General features: G+C 63.0%; 15 protein-coding genes. 5 read left to right on the forward strand and 10 right to left on the reverse strand.

Annotation, left to right across the window (positions count from 1 at the left end; translation table 11 throughout):
• Positions 1–110 precede the first annotated feature (110 nt).
• A complete protein-coding gene (gene rlmF / locus ACJ8PE_RS06755; RefSeq protein ID WP_197793145.1) occupies positions 111–1,076 on the reverse strand; it encodes a 23S rRNA (adenine(1618)-N(6))-methyltransferase RlmF in 966 nt (321 codons plus the stop codon).
• Between the two features lie 118 nt (positions 1,077–1,194).
• On the opposite strand from rlmF, the gene ACJ8PE_RS06760 reads away from it, so the two are divergent.
• Positions 1,195–1,824, forward strand: coding sequence for a flavin reductase family protein (locus ACJ8PE_RS06760; RefSeq protein ID WP_033642382.1), 630 nt, complete (start codon positions 1,195–1,197; stop codon positions 1,822–1,824).
• A 166-nt stretch (positions 1,825–1,990) separates the two neighbouring features.
• Positions 1,991–2,251 carry a multiple stress resistance protein BhsA gene (gene bhsA, locus ACJ8PE_RS06765; RefSeq protein WP_015377148.1) on the forward strand — a complete coding sequence of 87 codons (261 nt, stop codon included), beginning with the start codon at positions 1,991–1,993 and terminating at the stop codon, positions 2,249–2,251.
• A 68-nt stretch (positions 2,252–2,319) separates the two neighbouring features.
• On the opposite strand, the gene ACJ8PE_RS06770 is transcribed toward bhsA, so the two are convergent.
• Positions 2,320–2,736 carry a putative T6SS immunity periplasmic lipoprotein gene (locus ACJ8PE_RS06770; RefSeq protein ID WP_197793146.1) on the reverse strand — a complete coding sequence of 139 codons (417 nt, stop codon included), beginning with the start codon at positions 2,734–2,736 and terminating at the stop codon, positions 2,320–2,322.
• 264 nt (positions 2,737–3,000) lie between these two features.
• On the opposite strand from ACJ8PE_RS06770, the gene ACJ8PE_RS06775 reads away from it, so the two are divergent.
• On the forward strand, positions 3,001–3,636 hold the full coding sequence (locus ACJ8PE_RS06775) for a carbonic anhydrase (protein ID WP_004939270.1): 636 nt from the start codon (positions 3,001–3,003) through the stop codon (positions 3,634–3,636).
• Between the two features lie 62 nt (positions 3,637–3,698).
• Here ACJ8PE_RS06775 and ACJ8PE_RS06780 read toward each other — a convergent pair whose 3' ends face one another.
• The 4 genes from ACJ8PE_RS06780 to ACJ8PE_RS06795 are packed head-to-tail and all read right to left on the reverse strand — an operon-like array spanning position 3,699 to position 8,710.
• Entirely contained in the window at positions 3,699–5,555 is a 1,857-nt protein-coding gene (locus ACJ8PE_RS06780; protein WP_442536731.1) for a M3 family metallopeptidase, read from the reverse strand.
• Positions 5,556–5,601: 46 nt separating this feature from the next.
• Complete coding sequence (ybiB, locus tag ACJ8PE_RS06785; protein WP_197760115.1) at positions 5,602–6,561, reverse strand: DNA-binding protein YbiB; 960 nt, start codon at positions 6,559–6,561, stop codon at positions 5,602–5,604.
• A gap of 37 nt (positions 6,562–6,598) precedes the next feature.
• Entirely contained in the window at positions 6,599–7,228 is a 630-nt protein-coding gene (locus tag ACJ8PE_RS06790) for an FMN-binding negative transcriptional regulator (RefSeq protein ID WP_197793148.1), read from the reverse strand.
• A gap of 57 nt (positions 7,229–7,285) precedes the next feature.
• Entirely contained in the window at positions 7,286–8,710 is a 1,425-nt protein-coding gene (locus tag ACJ8PE_RS06795; RefSeq protein ID WP_404769004.1) for an MFS transporter, read from the reverse strand.
• A gap of 99 nt (positions 8,711–8,809) precedes the next feature.
• On the opposite strand from ACJ8PE_RS06795, the gene ACJ8PE_RS06800 reads away from it, so the two are divergent.
• A complete protein-coding gene (locus tag ACJ8PE_RS06800) occupies positions 8,810–9,649 on the forward strand; it encodes a helix-turn-helix transcriptional regulator (protein WP_197795440.1) in 840 nt (279 codons plus the stop codon).
• Here ACJ8PE_RS06800 and ACJ8PE_RS06805 read toward each other — a convergent pair.
• The 4 genes from ACJ8PE_RS06805 to prpB form a co-directional block, all read right to left on the reverse strand.
• Positions 9,646–10,275 (reverse strand): LysE family translocator, encoded by a 630-nt coding sequence (locus ACJ8PE_RS06805; protein WP_149542587.1) that lies wholly within the window; start codon positions 10,273–10,275, stop codon positions 9,646–9,648. The two genes, ACJ8PE_RS06800 and ACJ8PE_RS06805, sit on opposite strands and share 4 nt — an antisense overlap.
• 79 nt (positions 10,276–10,354) lie before the next feature.
• A complete protein-coding gene (locus tag ACJ8PE_RS06810; protein WP_197777893.1) occupies positions 10,355–11,806 on the reverse strand; it encodes a bifunctional 2-methylcitrate dehydratase/aconitate hydratase in 1,452 nt (483 codons plus the stop codon).
• 50 nt (positions 11,807–11,856) lie between these two features.
• Positions 11,857–13,020, reverse strand: a complete 1,164-nt coding sequence (prpC, locus tag ACJ8PE_RS06815; protein WP_101453369.1) for a bifunctional 2-methylcitrate synthase/citrate synthase — start codon at positions 13,018–13,020, stop codon at positions 11,857–11,859.
• Positions 13,021–13,053: 33 nt separating this feature from the next.
• Positions 13,054–13,944: a methylisocitrate lyase gene (gene prpB, locus ACJ8PE_RS06820; RefSeq protein ID WP_197760110.1), complete on the reverse strand. Its 891-nt coding sequence runs from the start codon at positions 13,942–13,944 to the stop codon at positions 13,054–13,056.
• A gap of 244 nt (positions 13,945–14,188) precedes the next feature.
• Here prpB and prpR point away from each other — a divergent pair, with 244 nt between their 5' ends.
• A complete protein-coding gene (prpR, locus tag ACJ8PE_RS06825; RefSeq protein WP_197795441.1) occupies positions 14,189–15,778 on the forward strand; it encodes a propionate catabolism operon regulatory protein PrpR in 1,590 nt (529 codons plus the stop codon).
• Positions 15,779–15,780 lie beyond the last annotated feature (2 nt).

A 15,780-nucleotide genomic window follows, 5' to 3' on the forward strand; every position in this document is an offset into this window, starting at 1 on the left:
CTAAGATTTTTATTATGAATAACTGTATTGAGAATAACGTAAGTGATGAAAATTGAAAGGTAAAATGCGGATTTTTGTCGGCGCCGGCAGGATAACCGGCGCCGGGAAGATTAACGCCAGCGTTCGGCTGCCCAGGCGGCCTGTTGCTCGGCGTCATGGAAGGTCCAGGCGACGAAGCGGCTGATCTTCTGCCCTTGCGCCATCTCGATGGTGCGCACCTCGGCCGCCCCCGCCACTTTCAGCGCATGGTAGATGGCCGGCAACGTGGTGTTTTTCGAGATAAGCGAGGTGAACCACAGGCAGTTATTGGCCTTGCTGACGCTTTCTTCCACCATCTTGCGCACAAAGGCTTCTTCGCCGCCTTCGCACCACAGCTCGTTGTTCTTGCCGCCGAAGTTTTGCACCGGCTTGTCGGCCACTTCCCCTTTGCCCAATTTATGCAGCTTGCGGCGGGTGCTGGCGCGCGCTTCCTGCTCGGACGCGTGGAACGGCGGGTTGCACAGGGTCGCGTCGAATTTCTCGGCCGCGCCGATGATGCCGCTAAAAATCAGCTCAGGCTGTTTTTGCAGCCGCAGACGCACGCTGTTCCGCAGCGTCGGGTTCATTTCGACGATCATTTTGGCTGCGTTCAGCGACACCGGATCGATTTCGGAGCCGGTGAAACGCCAGCCGTATTCGCGCAGGCCGACGATCGGGTAAATGCAGTTGGCGCCGACGCCAACGTCGAGGATCGCCACGCCCTTGCCGCGCGGGATCTTGCCGCCGTTGCTGGTCGCCAGCAGATCCGCCAGGTGGTGCAGATAGTCGGCGCGGCCCGGGATCGGCGGGCACAGGTAATCAGCCGGAATATCCCAGTGTTCGATGCCGTAAAAGTGTTGCAGCAACGCACGGTTGAGCATTTTCACCGCCGCCGGATCGGCGAAGTCCACCGAGACATCGCCCCAGGCGTTCGGTTTTACGAACGGCGCCAGCGCCGGGCAGCTGGCGATCAGCGCCGGGAAGTCGTAGCGCGAACGATGACGGTTGCGCGGATGCAGGCCGCTTTTCTGCTGCGGGAAGGTTTTCTTTTTTTCCACCGTGACGGGCTCTCTTGAAGGTATTTCCGGCGCGTAAGATAACACATCCGGTCCGGAATGGCGCAGCGGCGGGAAACCCGGCACAATGAAAGCTTCATCGATTGCCACAGGGGTCCCCATGAGCCGTGAATCTCGTTATTATTATGAACCCGCCGCCGGCCACGGCCTGCCGCACGATCCGCTGAATGCCATCGTCGGCCCGCGCCCCATCGGCTGGATCTCTTCCCGCAGCGCCGCCGGCTTGCGTAATCTGGCGCCCTACAGCTTTTTCAACTGCTTCAACTACCGCCCGCCAATCATCGGTTTCGCCAGCACCGGCTGGAAAGACAGCGTGGCGAATATCGTGGAAACCGGCGAGTTCGTCTGGAACCTGGCGACGCGCCCGTTGGCGGAAGCGATGAACAACAGTTCCATCAACCTGCCGCGCGGTGAGGACGAATTCGCCTTCGCCGGCGTCACGCCGCTGCCCGGGCGCCGGGTCAAAGCCGAGCGCGTGGCCGAAAGCCCGGTGAACTTCGAATGCCGCCTGACCCAATGCATTCAGTTGCAAACCGCCGCCGGGGAACAGGTGGAGACCTGGCTAGTGTTGGGCGAAGTGGTGGCGGTGCATCTCGATCCGGCGCTGCTGGATGAACACGGCGTTTACCAGACCGCCGCCGCCGAACCGATCCTGCGCGCCGGCGGCCCGAGCGCCTACTACGGCATTTCCGAGCAGCACCGTTTCGATCTGACGCGCCCGACGCGCTGATCGTCTCCCCCGTTTATACAGAAGATGAATGGGGGAATTAACAATCAAAAAATCTGAATAAAACCGTCAACACTCTCCGATTTCATCACGTCTTCTCCTGCGCAATAATCTTCCCATCGAAAGGCACTCCCTTTCTCCCTAATCCGCTTTGACAGGAATGACGAACATGAAAACCATCAAAACTTTTGCTGCTGCTATCGCTCTGGCTACCGTTTCTTTCACCACTTTCGCCGCTGAACACGTCAGCGCGCAGGATGCCGCCCAATTCGAAAAAGCCGGCGTGATCGTCGCCAGCGGCGCAACAGACCTGAGCAGCCTGAAATCCCAGTTGGCCGCCAAAGCCGATGCGGCGGGCGCCAAGGCTTTCACCATCACCTCCACCAGCGGCAATAACCTGATGCACGCCACCGCGGTTATCTACAAATAATCGCCGCCCCAGACGTCAAAAAGCCCGCCGGCTATCACCCCGGCGGGCTTTTTTTATGTTCAAGTGCATTAGCGCTGAATGGGTAAGACAGCGAGTTTTTTGCCGTCCGCTTTGTCAGCAACCAATGTAAATTCAGTCCAATATTTGCGCGGCGCCTCATTTGACGCATTGCCGACCGTCGCAATCTCAACCGAATAGCTATGCCCAATCTTGAACCCGTCGAAAGCCTCCGTCAGGCATTCGCCAGGCATGACCGCTATCGGCTGCTGGCCCGGCGCAACCGACGTGGACCATTCCGCCTTCCCTCCGGCCCCCGATTGATAAATTCCGATGCCCACCAGCTCGCGTTTTCCATCAATATCGTCCGGCACGCTAATGCATACGCGATTGTTTTTAACGCTGACGTTTGCCGGATAGAACCAGGGACGTTCCTGCACACAGCCGCTCAGCAATGCCAGCGCCAATAAAAAAGTCAGTTTTTTCATTTCATTGCCTTAGGGTTACGCGGCTCTCGAAGGAACAACCGTAACACGGTTTCATAGCGAGTTTTAAATAGATACGACAGCTATTTTCCTATCGTCCGCTTCGTCAGCCCCCACGCGTAAACGAGCCGGAAAATTCTGTCGCCAACAGGCAGAAACCCTGTATTCAATGGGGTTTGCACACACATTTTTTTACCTGCCTATAGCTGGACTAACGGGAGAGGATGATTATCATGTTACGCAGACTACAGATGCAGAGAGCGTTGTATGCAACATATCATTGAAGGTTTCCTCAGTTTCCAGAAAGAGATTTTCCCGCAGCGCAAGGAACTGTTCCGCAGCCTTGCCTCCAGCCAAAATCCCAAAGCGCTGTTTATCTCATGCTCTGACAGCCGTTTAGTGCCCGAGCTGGTCACACAGCAAGAACCTGGGCAGCTTTTCGTTATCCGTAACGCCGGCAACATCGTCCCTTCCTTCGGCCCGGAGCCGGGCGGCGTCTCTGCTACCATCGAGTATGCAGTGGTGGCGTTGGGGGTTACCGATATCGTGATTTGTGGCCACTCGAACTGCGGCGCAATGAAAGCGATAGCCTCCTGCCAGTGCCTTGATCCCATGCCTGCCGTGGCCCACTGGCTGCACTATGCCGATGCGGCAAAAGCGGTGGTCGAGAAGAAAACGTGGAATAGCGAAACAGACAAAGTTAACGCTATGGTCGAAGAGAACGTTATTGCTCAGCTAAATAATATCAAAACCCACCCTTCTGTGGCGGTGGGTCTGCGCAACAGCGGGCTGCGCCTGCACGGCTGGGTGTACGACATCGAAAGCGGCGAAATTCGCACGCTGGATAGAAACACCAAGAGCTTCGTGTCTTTGGCCGATAATCCCGACGTCTATTTCGAATAAAATAGCGTCCGGTTTAGCCATTAAATAAAATCCACGCCGCGGCGTGGATTTTATTATCCGCCTTAAGCCAAGCGCGCCTCTATCGCCGCAGCGAAGTCGCGGCACATCCGTTCGTCACCCTCAGCGTTGTCCGCCAATACCGTCTCGCCATCCACCACCCGGATGTGCGCCTGCAAATCGAAATCTGCCGGCGGCTGCGGGCGCTTGGCCGCGGCGGCCATCGTCTGCTGCGCCTCATGCCACGCCTGCGCCACCGTCTGGTTGCAGGCCTGCGCCAGATAGTCCGGATTAAACCCTTCGCCGGTCAGGCTGCGCAGCGTGTCGTCATGGCTGACGCTGTTGCCCGGCAACCAGTAGTGTTGCGCCAGATCCGGGCCGATGGCCGGGTTGTCCGTCAGGTAACCGTCGCGTTGCAGGAAGAAGTGACGGGTTTGCTCCACCGCCATCATCGCCAGCAGATAGCCCTGATAGGAACAGGCGGACTCCAGCGACAGCAGGTGCGGGATCGCCAACGTCGGGCGCGGGCTGCCGCTGATGCCGAGGATCTTTTGCTCGACCTCGCGCGCCAGCGCGGTGATGGCTTCCGGCGTGCGCTGCTCATCATCCCACTGATACAACGCCCACTCGAAGTACGGCACCAGCAGGATATGGCGTTCGTTGAACGCGCGCATCGGCTGGCGCGCCGCGATGCCGGCCTCAATCAGCGCATCGGGCACCGCTTCGCCGGCGGCGTTTTTCGCATAGCGCTTCAACCAGTCGGCATCGTCCAGCAGGCTGTCGCAGAACATCGACTGGGTTTCGGCATAGGCCATCGAGGTCGGCGGAAACTCCTGCGAGAAGCACGGTGCATTCTGGCGGATGTTGGCGAAGTGCGCCGCGTGGCCGCCCTCGTGGAACAGGGTGTTGAGCCCGGAAGCGCCGCTGCCCACCTGCCCCGGCTGCGCCAGGCTGGTGAAGTTGATGCGCGCCGGCACCCATTCCCCCTGGCGCACAAACGGCGGCACCGGGCCGTGCATGAAGCCGTTCTCAAACTTGCCTTTGCGCACCAGCAGATCGAGATTCATCTCGGCGCCGCCAAAACCGATGTGCAGGCGTTTGAAGCTGTCGACCCAGCGTTCCAGCGAACGAGAAAACGGGAAGTAAGGATCCAGTTGACGGGTAACGTCGCCGGCACTGGCGAAGCGTACGTTCCACGGCTCCAGCGCCTGGTCGCCCTTGTCGGCCGCCAGCTGCCGCAGGCTGCGCGCGTTGGCCGCGCGGGTTTTCCGCTCGAAGCGATCCAGAATGGCGAACAGCTGCTCCGGCGTCATGCGCTCGGTTTTGTTCACCTTGTAATCGAAGTAGTTGCGATAGCCCATCTGGCGCGCAAAGCGGTTGCGCAGGCCGATCAGCTCCGGCAGGCCGTTATGCAGCAGCCATTGCTCCAGATCGCGCAGCGCCTGCTGCGAGCTGCGGCGAGAGTCTTCGTTCGGGTTGGTCGCCTGGTTGGTCAACAGCTCGCCGAGCGAGGCCGCCACCCGCTGACCCTCGGCGTTCAGATGGGTGACCTGATAGCCCTTGCGGCGCGAGTAGAGATCGGATTCGGCGTGGATGATCTGATCCAACAGCGCCTGCGCCTGCAAGTCTTCAATGGCGTTGCAGTCGAAGAAACGCAGCCAACCTTGCAGGCCGTGGATCAGCGCATCGCGCTGCACCTCCTGCGGCAACGCATCCAGTCCGGCCAGCAGACTGCGGATCTCGGCCAGCCGGCGCGGTTCGGCGACGAAGCGCTTATAGGCGCTTTCCGCGGCGGAAAAGCGCGCCGAGACGTCTTCATCGCCGGTGCCCATGTAGTTTTGCCAGAACAGCTCTTCTTTGGCGCGGTGTACGTCGAGGTAATCCTGGTTCAATTGATTGAAGTAATCGAGAGCCTGTTGCATAACCGTCCTTCTCAGCCGATGAGGAAATATCCCAGTATAGTCGCGCTTAGGCCTGACGCAGGCGCTGCAGCCCCTGCTCCAGCGTCTCGCTCTCGCCGGCGGCCACCAGGCAACAGGCGACCTGCCGCTGGATGGCCTGCGGGATCGCCACCTCGCCCGCCAGACAGCGTTCAGTCCAGCGCGCGGTGGTTGCCGCGTCTTTCGCCGCCGGCAATGCCGGTGTGTCATCCGGCAAGGTGCGCTCCAGCAGCACCTGCTGTTCGCCGCCGACGATGTGGTGAATTTGCGGGCACCGCAGCGGGTTGGCGTAGGCCTCGCCTTCCGTGCCGTGCATCAACAGCCCGCGCGCGCCGATCTGGCGGAAAAACGACGCCACCCGGCCGACATACTCCGGGTGAGAGACGCTGGCGAGGCGCAGCACATCCTGTTCGCCGAACGGCGTCGCCAGCTTGGCCAGCGTATGGGCGCTGTTGCGCACCCCCATGCGCCAACGCAATCCGAGCTGCCGCGCCAACGGCGGCGACAGCGTGGAAACCGGCATGAATACCGCCTCGCCGTTATCGAGACGCCGCTGTGCGTGAGCGGCCTGTTCCGACCACGGCAGCCCCAGAGCGCGGAAAATCTCGGCGCTGGTCACGCGGGTGCTGTCGTCCAGGACGCCGTGCACCACCACCGGCAGGCCCACTTTCGCCAGCAGCAGCGCCAGCAGCGGCGTCAGGTTGGCCTGCTTGCGCGCGCCGTTGTAGCTCGGCAGCACTACCGGCAGCGGGCGCCCTTGCGGCGCCTGCAGCGACAATACCTGCTGCTGCATCGCCTGGTAGAACCCCAGCATCTCCTCTTCGGCTTCGCCCTTGATGCGCAGCGCGATCAGAATGCCGCCCAGCTCAAGTTCGGGGACCTCCCCGGCCAGCATCGCCTGATACAGTTGAAAAGCGGTCTGTTGATCCAGGTCGCGCGCATGATTTTTGCCGCGGCCTATTTCTTTGATAATTTTGGTGTAATCCATCCGAAGGTTCCCCTGGCTGCCCTTCAGTTAGCATACCCTATCCGCGCCGCCGCTCAACCTCCTGCGCCAGCCGCCGCTGCGCGTCATCGCCCTCGCGCAGCCCGGCGATGACCCCGCCGGCGTCGTCGGCGCTGCGGTTTTGGCTCATCTTCCATTTGCCTTCACGCCGGGTGACGGCGATCTCGATGCCGACGATGCCTTTAAGCTGCGCGGCGATGTAGTTGGCCGGCGCATCATCGAGCCGCCAGGGTTCCGGGCGTCGCCCTTCCTGCTGCGCGGTAAGAGCGATCAGTTGGCGGCGCAGCCAGGCCGGATCGTCCGTCACCGTCGGCACGCCATACAGTTGCACCACGCTGTAATTCCAGGTCGGCACCACCTTGCCGGTCTGGCGTTTGCTCGGGTACCAGCCTGGCGACACATAACCTTCCAGGCCTTGAAAGATCACCAGGCATTCCGCCGCGTGCCGCAACCGCCGCCAGTGCTCGTTGGCGCGCGACAGGTGCGCCCGCAGCCGCAGCTGCCCCTGCTCGACACCAGCCACAAACGGCAGCGGGTCGGCCGTCAATCCGTGCTCGCCGTGGCTGACCAACAGCCCCAGCGGGTGGGCGCGGATCAACGCCAGTTGGGCATCCAGATCGTCTTCGCGAAATGCGGCGGGTTGAAACATCAGTGGGGATCCTTATCGCTCTCTCATGATGACGACAGTAAAGCACCCGCCGGCGGCCTACTTAAGATCCGCTTTCTGAGTATTTCGAGTGATCCGCTTTAACAACAACAGGGCCACGCCCATCGCCAACAGATTAAATACCATGGCGCCGGCAAAGGCCTGGGCATAGCGCTCCGCCGCGCCGCCGCTCGCCAACAGCGGCACAAAACCGACGCCGCTGACCACGATGCCCAGCGCGCCTCCCACCTGCTGCACGGTGGCGACCAGACCCGCCGCCATCCCCGCCTGCCGCTCCTGCGCCAAACCCAGCACCAGATTCAGCAGCGGCGTCATGCTCAGCGCCTGACCGAATCCCAGAACCACCAACCCCGGCAGCAGCCGCAGCGGATGCGCCAGCGCCTCACCCCACAGCGCCTGCGCCATCAATAGCGCCAACCCGGCGGCGTAAATCGCCACGCCCACGCTCAGCGCGCCGTTGCCCCACCGCTGCGCCAGCCGGGGCGCCAGCATCGACGCCAACATAAAGGCCGCGCTGGCCGGGGCGAACAGGCTGCCCGCCTGAAAAGGCGTCAGCCCCGCCCCCGCCTGCAGCAGCAGTGCGAAACACAAGAAAAACGAGGAGGCGGTGGCATAAATCGCCAGCACCACCGCCATGCCCGGCGCGAAGCCTGCCTGGCGGAACAGCGCCGGATCGAGCACCGCATCCTCACCGCGCTGCGCCAGACGACGCTCCCAACGCAGGAAGCCCCACAGCGTCAGCATCGCTAACGCCAACATCGGCGCTATCCACCACGGCCAGCCGCGCGCCGGCCCCTCCAGCAGCGGCAGTAGCAACAGCGACAGGCCGGTCGCCGCCAGCCACAGGCCAACGCCGTCCAGCCGCTGCGCCTGCGCCACCCGCGATTCGGGAATGCGCCGCAACGCCCACAGCGCCAGTGCACCGATCGGCAAATTGATCAAAAAGATCATGCGCCAGCCGCTGCCGAACAGGTTGGCCTCGATGATAAATCCGCCGAGGATCTGGCCGAAGATCGCCGCCAATCCCAACGTCATGCCCAGCCAGGCGAAGGCGCGTCGCCGCTGTTGCGGCGCGTACAGCACCCGCATCAAGGCGTAAATTTGCGGGAACAACAGCGCCGCCGTCGCCCCCTGCAGAATACGCGCGGCGATCAGCAGGCCGAGCGATCCCGCCAGCCCGCACAGCAGGGAGCTCAACGTGAATCCCAGCATGCCGAGGCTGAACAAGCGCCGACGCCCGAAGCGATCGCCCAGACGCCCACCGGCGATCAACAGCACCCCAAACGCCAGCTCGTAACCGGCGACGATCAAACCGACCCCGGCGAAATCGGAGGCGAACTGCCGCTGGATCACCGGCGCCGCCACGTTGACCACGAACAGATCGAACACCGTGACGAAACCGCCCAACAGCAGCACCGGCAGGCCGGGCAGCCCTCGCCGCTCACCAGATAATGAATGTTCCATACCACCTCCAGAGATTATGATGGCCGCAGTATGGAACAAGGTTTAAACTGTTACTATATAGCCATTTATACTATTACTGACAGCAACAGGACGGCCGACATGCCCCCACGCACCCTCGAACGCACCCGCAACGAACTGGGGGATTTTCTGCGGCAAAAGCGAGAACAGCTGTCGCCAGAGGCGGTCGGCTTGCCGAGCGGCAGCCGCCGCCGCACGCCGGGATTGCGGCGCGAGGAGGTGGCGGCGCTGGCCGGCGTCGGCCTCACCTGGTACACCTGGCTGGAGCAAGGCAGGGAAATCAATGCGTCGGTGACGTTTTTGGAAAATCTGGCGCGGGTGCTGCAGCTCGACGCCGCCGGCCGCTACCACCTGTTCTTATTGGCGCATCAGCGCCCGCCGGTGCCGGTTGGGCATCAGTGGTGCCAGGTTTCGCCGTTGGTGCGGCGTCTGCTGGACGATTTGGCGCTGCGGCCGGCCTACGTCATGAACCTGAGTTGGGACATCATCGCCTGGAATCCGGCGGCACAGCGGCTGTTCGCCATCGGCGAGCGCCCGGCGCAAGAGCGCAACATGTTGTGGATGCTGTTTGCCGATCCGCAGCTCAATGAGCGCCTGCTGGAGTGGCAAGCGCAGGCGCCGCAAATCCTGGCCAGCTTCCGCCGCGACTACGCCCGCGCGCCGGAGGATGAGGTGATGCGCCAACGGGTGCAGGCGCTGGAGCGGGTGTCGCCGCCGTTCCGCCGGCTCTGGCGGCAGCATGACATTCACGGACGCTGTCAGGGACGGCGCAGCTTCATCGTCCCGGAGATCGGCCCGGTCACCTTTGACCATGCCTCTTTCATCGTCGACGAAGAGAACCATCTGCGGCTGGTGATGTACAGCGCGCTGCCGGACGAACCGGCCAGCGCGGCGTTTGAAGCGCTGCTGCGCGAGGATTAACGACGGCTGTCGAAAATGAGTTTGCAGGCCAGCCCGGCGAACACGCCGCTCAGCAGGTAGTTCGGCCAGCGGGCGCTGAAACGGCGGCCGGCGAAACGGCTTTTCACGCCGCTGACCGCCAGGATCACCCCGCCGTTAATCAGCAAGCCGACCAGATTCAGCACCGTCGCCAGCGCCAGCATCTGCACCACCACCGAGCCGGCGCGCGGATCGATAAACTGCGGGAACAGCGCCAACACGAACAGCGCCATCTTCGGGTTGAGGATGTTGGTCAGCAGCCCCTGTCGGAAAATGCGCGCCGTCGGCACCGCCTGCAACCCGGCAGAAGCCTGCAGACTGCTGCCGGATCGCAGCGTTTTCCACGCCAGATAAAGCAGATAGGCTGCGCCCAACATTCTCACCGCGTCGTAAGCCAGCGGCACCGCGACGAACAGTTGCGACAACCCCAGCGCCGCCGCCAGCGCATGGCAGTAAGTGCCGAGTTGAATGCCCGCCAGCGAAGCGAAACCGGCCCGCCGCCCCTGGCTGACGCTGCGCGAAGCGATCAGCAGCATATCCGGGCCGGGGGTCAGCGCCAGCGCCACGCAGGCACCGGAAAACAACAACAGCGTTGCGGCATCAATCATGAATCACCTGATAAGAAGACGGACGGGGATGGAGCGTCCATCATAGCGACGCCGACCTGGCTTGTCAGCGCCGCTCGCGTCAGATCACCCACAAATCGAGATACTCGTTGACCGGCATCTGCGCCAGCCGCTGCCGGTCCAGCGACACCTCAAGAATGCGCTGCTGCTGCAGGGCCGGGAACTGGCGCGCCAGGTTGGTTTTGAACTTCTCAATCAGCAGCGGGATGCCCTCTTCGCGCCGCCGCGCATGACCGATAGGATACTCCACGGCCACCTCATCCAGACGGCTGCCGTCGGCGAACTCCACCGTCAGCGCATTGGCGATCGAGCGTTTTTCCGGATCGTGATAATCGCGCGTGAAGGCGGGATCTTCATGGCAATGTATCTTGCTACGCAATGCGTCGATGCGCGGATCTTCGGCCACCCGGTCCTCGTAATCCGCCGCCGTCAGCCGGCCGAACAGCAGCGGGATCGCCACCATATACTGAATGCAGTGATCGCGATCCGCCGGATTATCCAGCGGCCCCTGCTTGTCGATAATGCGCAGGCAGGCCTCGTGGGTGCGGATGCTCACCCTGGCGATATCGGCGGCGGTTTTGCCGGCGGCCTGCATCTGGCGGTGCAGCGTCATGGCCGCCTCCACGGCGGTCTGGGCATGGAACTCCGCCGGGAACGAAATTTTAAACAGCACGTTCTCCATCACATACGCGCCGTATGGCCGCTGGAAGCGGAAAGGTTTGCCGTTGAACGAGACGTCGTAGAATCCCCAGGTCGGCGCCGTGAGCGCCGAGGGATAGCCCATCTCACCGGTGGCGGCCATCAGCGCCAGCCGCACCGCACGGGCGGTCGCATCCCCCGCCGCCCAGGATTTGCGGGTGCCGGCGTTCGGCGCGTGGCGGTAGGTGCGCAGCGACTGCCCGTCCACCCACGCCAGCGACACCGCGTTCAGGATCACCTCGCGGCTCAGGCCGAGCAGCTGCGCCACCACCGCGGTGGACGCCACCTTCACCAGCAGCACGTGATCCAACCCTACCCGGTTGAAGGCGTTTTCCAGCGCCAGGCAGCCCTGGATCTCATGCGCCTTGATCATGGCGATCAGCACCTGCCGCATGGTCAGCGGCGCTTTGCCCGCCGCCACCGCCTGGCGAGAGAGCCAATCGGCCACCGCCAGGATCCCGCCCAGGTTGTCCGACGGGTGGCCCCACTCCGCCGCCAGCCAGGTGTCGTTGAAGTCGAGCCAGCGGATCATGGCGCCGATATTGAACGCCGCCTGCACCGGATCCAGCTGGAAACGGGTGCCGGGCACCCGACTGCCGTTCAGCACCTCGGCGCCCGGCACCACCGGCCCCATCAGTTTCTTGCAGGCCGGGTAGCTCAGCGCCTCCAGCCCGCAGCCGAGGGTATCGAGCAGGCAATAATGGGCGGTGCGGTACGCCGCCGGGGTATCGACGGCCTCTTTCATCACATAATCGACGATATCGACCATTTCGCGATCGAACGGCGGACGGCGGGTATTGGCAGACTCAAGCATCATGATTCCCAAAGGCTCCAGAGTGAAAACAACACGATAACGACCGGCGCTCAGCGCTGATCCAGCGGTACGAAGGCTCGCGCTTCCGGCCCGGTATAGTTGGCGGACGGGCGAATGATTTTGTTGTCCTGCCGTTGCTCGATGATGTGCGCCGACCAGCCGCTGACGCGCGCCATGACGAACAGCGGCGTGAACATTTCGGTGGGCACCCCCAGCTGGTGGTAAGACACCGCCGAGAACCAGTCGAGGTTGGGGAACATATTTTTGGTGTCGCGCATCACGCTTTCCAGCCGGTCGGCGATGTCATACAGCTTCATCGCGCCCGCGTCCTGCGACAGGCGCAGCGCGATCTCTTTGATCACCTGATGGCGCGGATCGGAGACGGTATACACCGGGTGCCCGAAGCCGATCACCACCTCTTTGTTGTCGATGCGGCGGCGAATGTCGGCTTCCGCTTCGTCCGGCGTTTCATAGCGTTGCTGGATCTCCAGCGACACCTCGTTGGCGCCGCCGTGCTTCGGCCCGCGCAGCGCGCCAATGGCGCCGACGATCGCCGAATAGACATCGGATCCGGTGCCGGCGATCACCCGGCCGGCGAAGGTCGAGGCGTTGAACTCATGCTCGGCGTACAGGATCAATGACGCGTGCATCGCCTGCTCCCAGCTGGCGGAAGGCGCTGCGCCGTGCAGCAGGTGCAGGAAGTGGCCGCCGATGGAATCGTCGTCGGTCTCCGGCTGAATGCGCTCGCCGTTGTGGCTGTAGTGATACCAGTAGAGCAGCATCGATCCCAACGACGCCAGCAGCCGATCGGCGATGTCGCGCGCGCCGGCCGCGCCGTGCTGCTCTTTTTCCGGCAGCGTGCAGCCGAGGGCCGAAACGCCGGTGCGCATCACGTCCATCGGGTGAGATGCCGCCGGCAGCGCCTCCAGCACCGTGCGCACGCTGGCGGGCAGGCCGCGCAGCGCTTTGAGCCGCTGCTTGTAGGCATGAAGTTCGTCGCGGTTGGGCAACTTGCCGTGGATCAGCAGATGGGCGACCTCTTCAAACTCGCAGTGGCGCGCGAGATCGAGAATGTCGTAACCGCGGTAGTGCAGATCGTTGCCGCTGCGCCCTACGGAACACAGCGCGGTATTCCCGGCGGGCACGCCGGATAACGCCACGGATTTTTTCGGCTTAACGCCAGTCGGGCTTTGCGGGGGGATCGCTTGGCTCATACTGTCCTCATTTGGCTTCTGCGTGAATGGCGCTTATTCGTCGCGTTGGCGAGCGAACAGAGCGTCGAGTTTCTCTTCGAACAAATAGTAGTTGATGCTTTCATACAGCTCGTTGCGGGTCTGCATGGTGTCGATGACGTTTTTCTGCGTGCCCTCTTCGCGCAGGGCGCGGTACACCCGCTCCGCCGCGCGATTCATCGCCCGGAAGGCCGACAGCGGATACAGCGCCATATCCACCTGGGCACTGCGCAGCTCGTCGGTGGTAAACAGCGGCGTCGCGCCGAACTCGGTGATATTGGCCAGGATCGGCACCTGCGTCGCCTCGGCGAAACGGCGATACATGCCCAGCTCGGTAATCGCTTCCGGGAACAGCATGTCGGCCCCGGCCGCCACGTAAGCCTGAGCGCGCTCGATGGCCGCCTCCAGCCCCTCCACCGCCAGCGCATCGGTGCGCGCCATGATCACGAAGTCCGGATCGCTGCGCGCATCTACCGCCGCCTTGATGCGATCCACCATCTCTTCGGTGGAGACGATGGCCTTATTGGGCCGATGGCCGCAGCGCTTGGCGCCGACCTGATCTTCGATATGCAGCGCCGCCGCCCCGGCCTTGCTCACCGAACGCACCGTGCGGGCGACGTTGAACGCCGATGCGCCGAAACCGCTGTCGACATCTACCAGCAGCGGCAGCGGGCAGACATCGGTGATGCGGCGAATGTCGGTCAGCACATCGTCCAGGGTCGAAATGCCCAGATCCGGCAGCCCCAGCGAACCGGCCGCCACGCCGCCGCCGGAAAGGTAGATGGCCTGGAACCCCGCCCGCTGGGCCAGCAGCGCATGGTTGGCGTTGATCGCGCCGGCGATTTGCAGGGGTTTTTCTTTACTCAGGGCCTGACGAAAGGCGAGCCCGGGTGAGCGCAGCGTCATGACGTTTTCTCCGATTAGCCAGATGAAACAGACAGAGCAAGGGGCGGGCCAGGTTGTACTTCGGTGAGGAAAAAATTAAACGCGATAAAAATAAGTGAGTTACAACATATTCAGCGCCATTGGCCTGGCAAAGGGGTAAAAAACGTTTCAGATAACGTTTCAATCGTTGTTTCACGCAGTAAATTTGAAACATCACTGAAACCGGGCTACACCTAATGCAGCCACTTCCATTCGGTAACCCACCATGAGCGATCACGTCACGCCGGACAAACCGGTGATCTGGACCGTCTCCATCACCCGTCTGTTCGATCTGTTCCGGGATATCAGTCTCGAGTTCGACCACCTGGCGACCATCATCCCGATCCGCCTCGGCTTCGAGGAGGCGGTGCAGCATATCCGCGCTCGCCTGGCTAGCGAGCCTTGCGACGCCATCATCGCCGCCGGCTCCAACGGCGCTTATCTGAAAAGCCGCCTGTCGGTGCCGGTCATTTTGGTCAAGCCCGGCGGCTTCGACCTGCTGCAGGCGCTGAGCCAGGCGCGCAGAACCGCCGATCGGATCGGCGTCATCACCTATAAAACGCCCCTGCCCGCGCTAATGGAGTTCCAGCAAACCTTCGATCTGCCGCTGGAGCAGCGCAGTTACGTCACCGAAGAGGACGCGCGCGGCCAGATCGCCGAGCTGAAAGCCGCCGGCATTCAGGCGGTGGTCGGCGCCGGCCTCATCAGCGATCTGGCGGAAGAAGCCGGGCTCACCGCCATTTTCCTCTATTCCGCCGCCACCCTGCGCGCCGCCTTCAGCGATGCGCTGGACGTAACGCGCCTGATGCTGGGCGGCGCCAAGCGCGGCGGCGATTACGCCGCGCGCGATACCCTGCAGCCGCGCTATGGGCTGAGCGATTTACAGGGCGATTCCCCGCAGATGGAACAGACCCGGCGCACCATCATGCTGTACGCCCGCTCGCCGGCGGCGGTGTTGATTGAAGGCGAAACCGGCACTGGCAAAGAGCTGGCGGCGCAGGCGATCCACCGCGAATACTTTTCCCGGCGCGGCGCGCCGTCCAGGGGCGCGACGCCGCCGTTCGTCGCCATCAACTGCGGCGCCATCGCCGAATCGCTGCTGGAGGCGGAGCTGTTCGGCTATGAGGAAGGCGCCTTTACCGGCTCACGGCGCGGCGGCCGACGCGGGCTGCTGGAAACCGCCAACGGTGGCACCCTGTTTCTGGATGAGATCGGCGAAATGCCGCTGCATCTGCAAACCCGGCTGCTGCGGGCGCTGGAAGAAAAAACCATCACTCGGGTCGGCGGGCAACAGCCGGTAAAGGTCGACTTTCGCGTCATCAGCGCCACCCACACCCGCCTGGAGCAGGCGATTCAACAGGGCGATTTTCGCGCCGATCTGTTTTACCGCCTGAGCGCCCTGCGGCTGCAGCTGCCGCCATTGCGGGCGCGCGGCGACGATATCGCGATGCTGGCGGAACACTTTCTGAAACAGTCGCTGGCGGCGCTCGACGTGCCGCTGACGGAGCCGCTGCGCGCCGCCCTGGCCGGGTGTTACGCCGCGCTGGGTCATTACGCCTGGCCCGGCAACCTGCGCGAGCTGCGCAACATGATGGAGCGGGTGGCGCTGATGCTGAGCACCGGCGTCGCACCGAGCGGCGAGACCCTGCAGTGGCTGCTGCCGGAGCTGGCGGCGGTCTCGCCGCCCGAGACGCAGGCGGCGCCCATCTCCGCCCACGAAGCCCTGGCGCGGTGTGGAGGCGACCACGCCGCCGCCGCCCGGTTGCTCGGGATCAGCCGCACCACGTTATGGCGTCGGCTGAAAAAACCGAACTGAGC

Source organism: Serratia sp. CY74737 (genome assembly GCF_052166775.1).
GTDB classification, from domain to species: domain Bacteria; phylum Pseudomonadota; class Gammaproteobacteria; order Enterobacterales; family Enterobacteriaceae; genus Serratia; species Serratia ureilytica.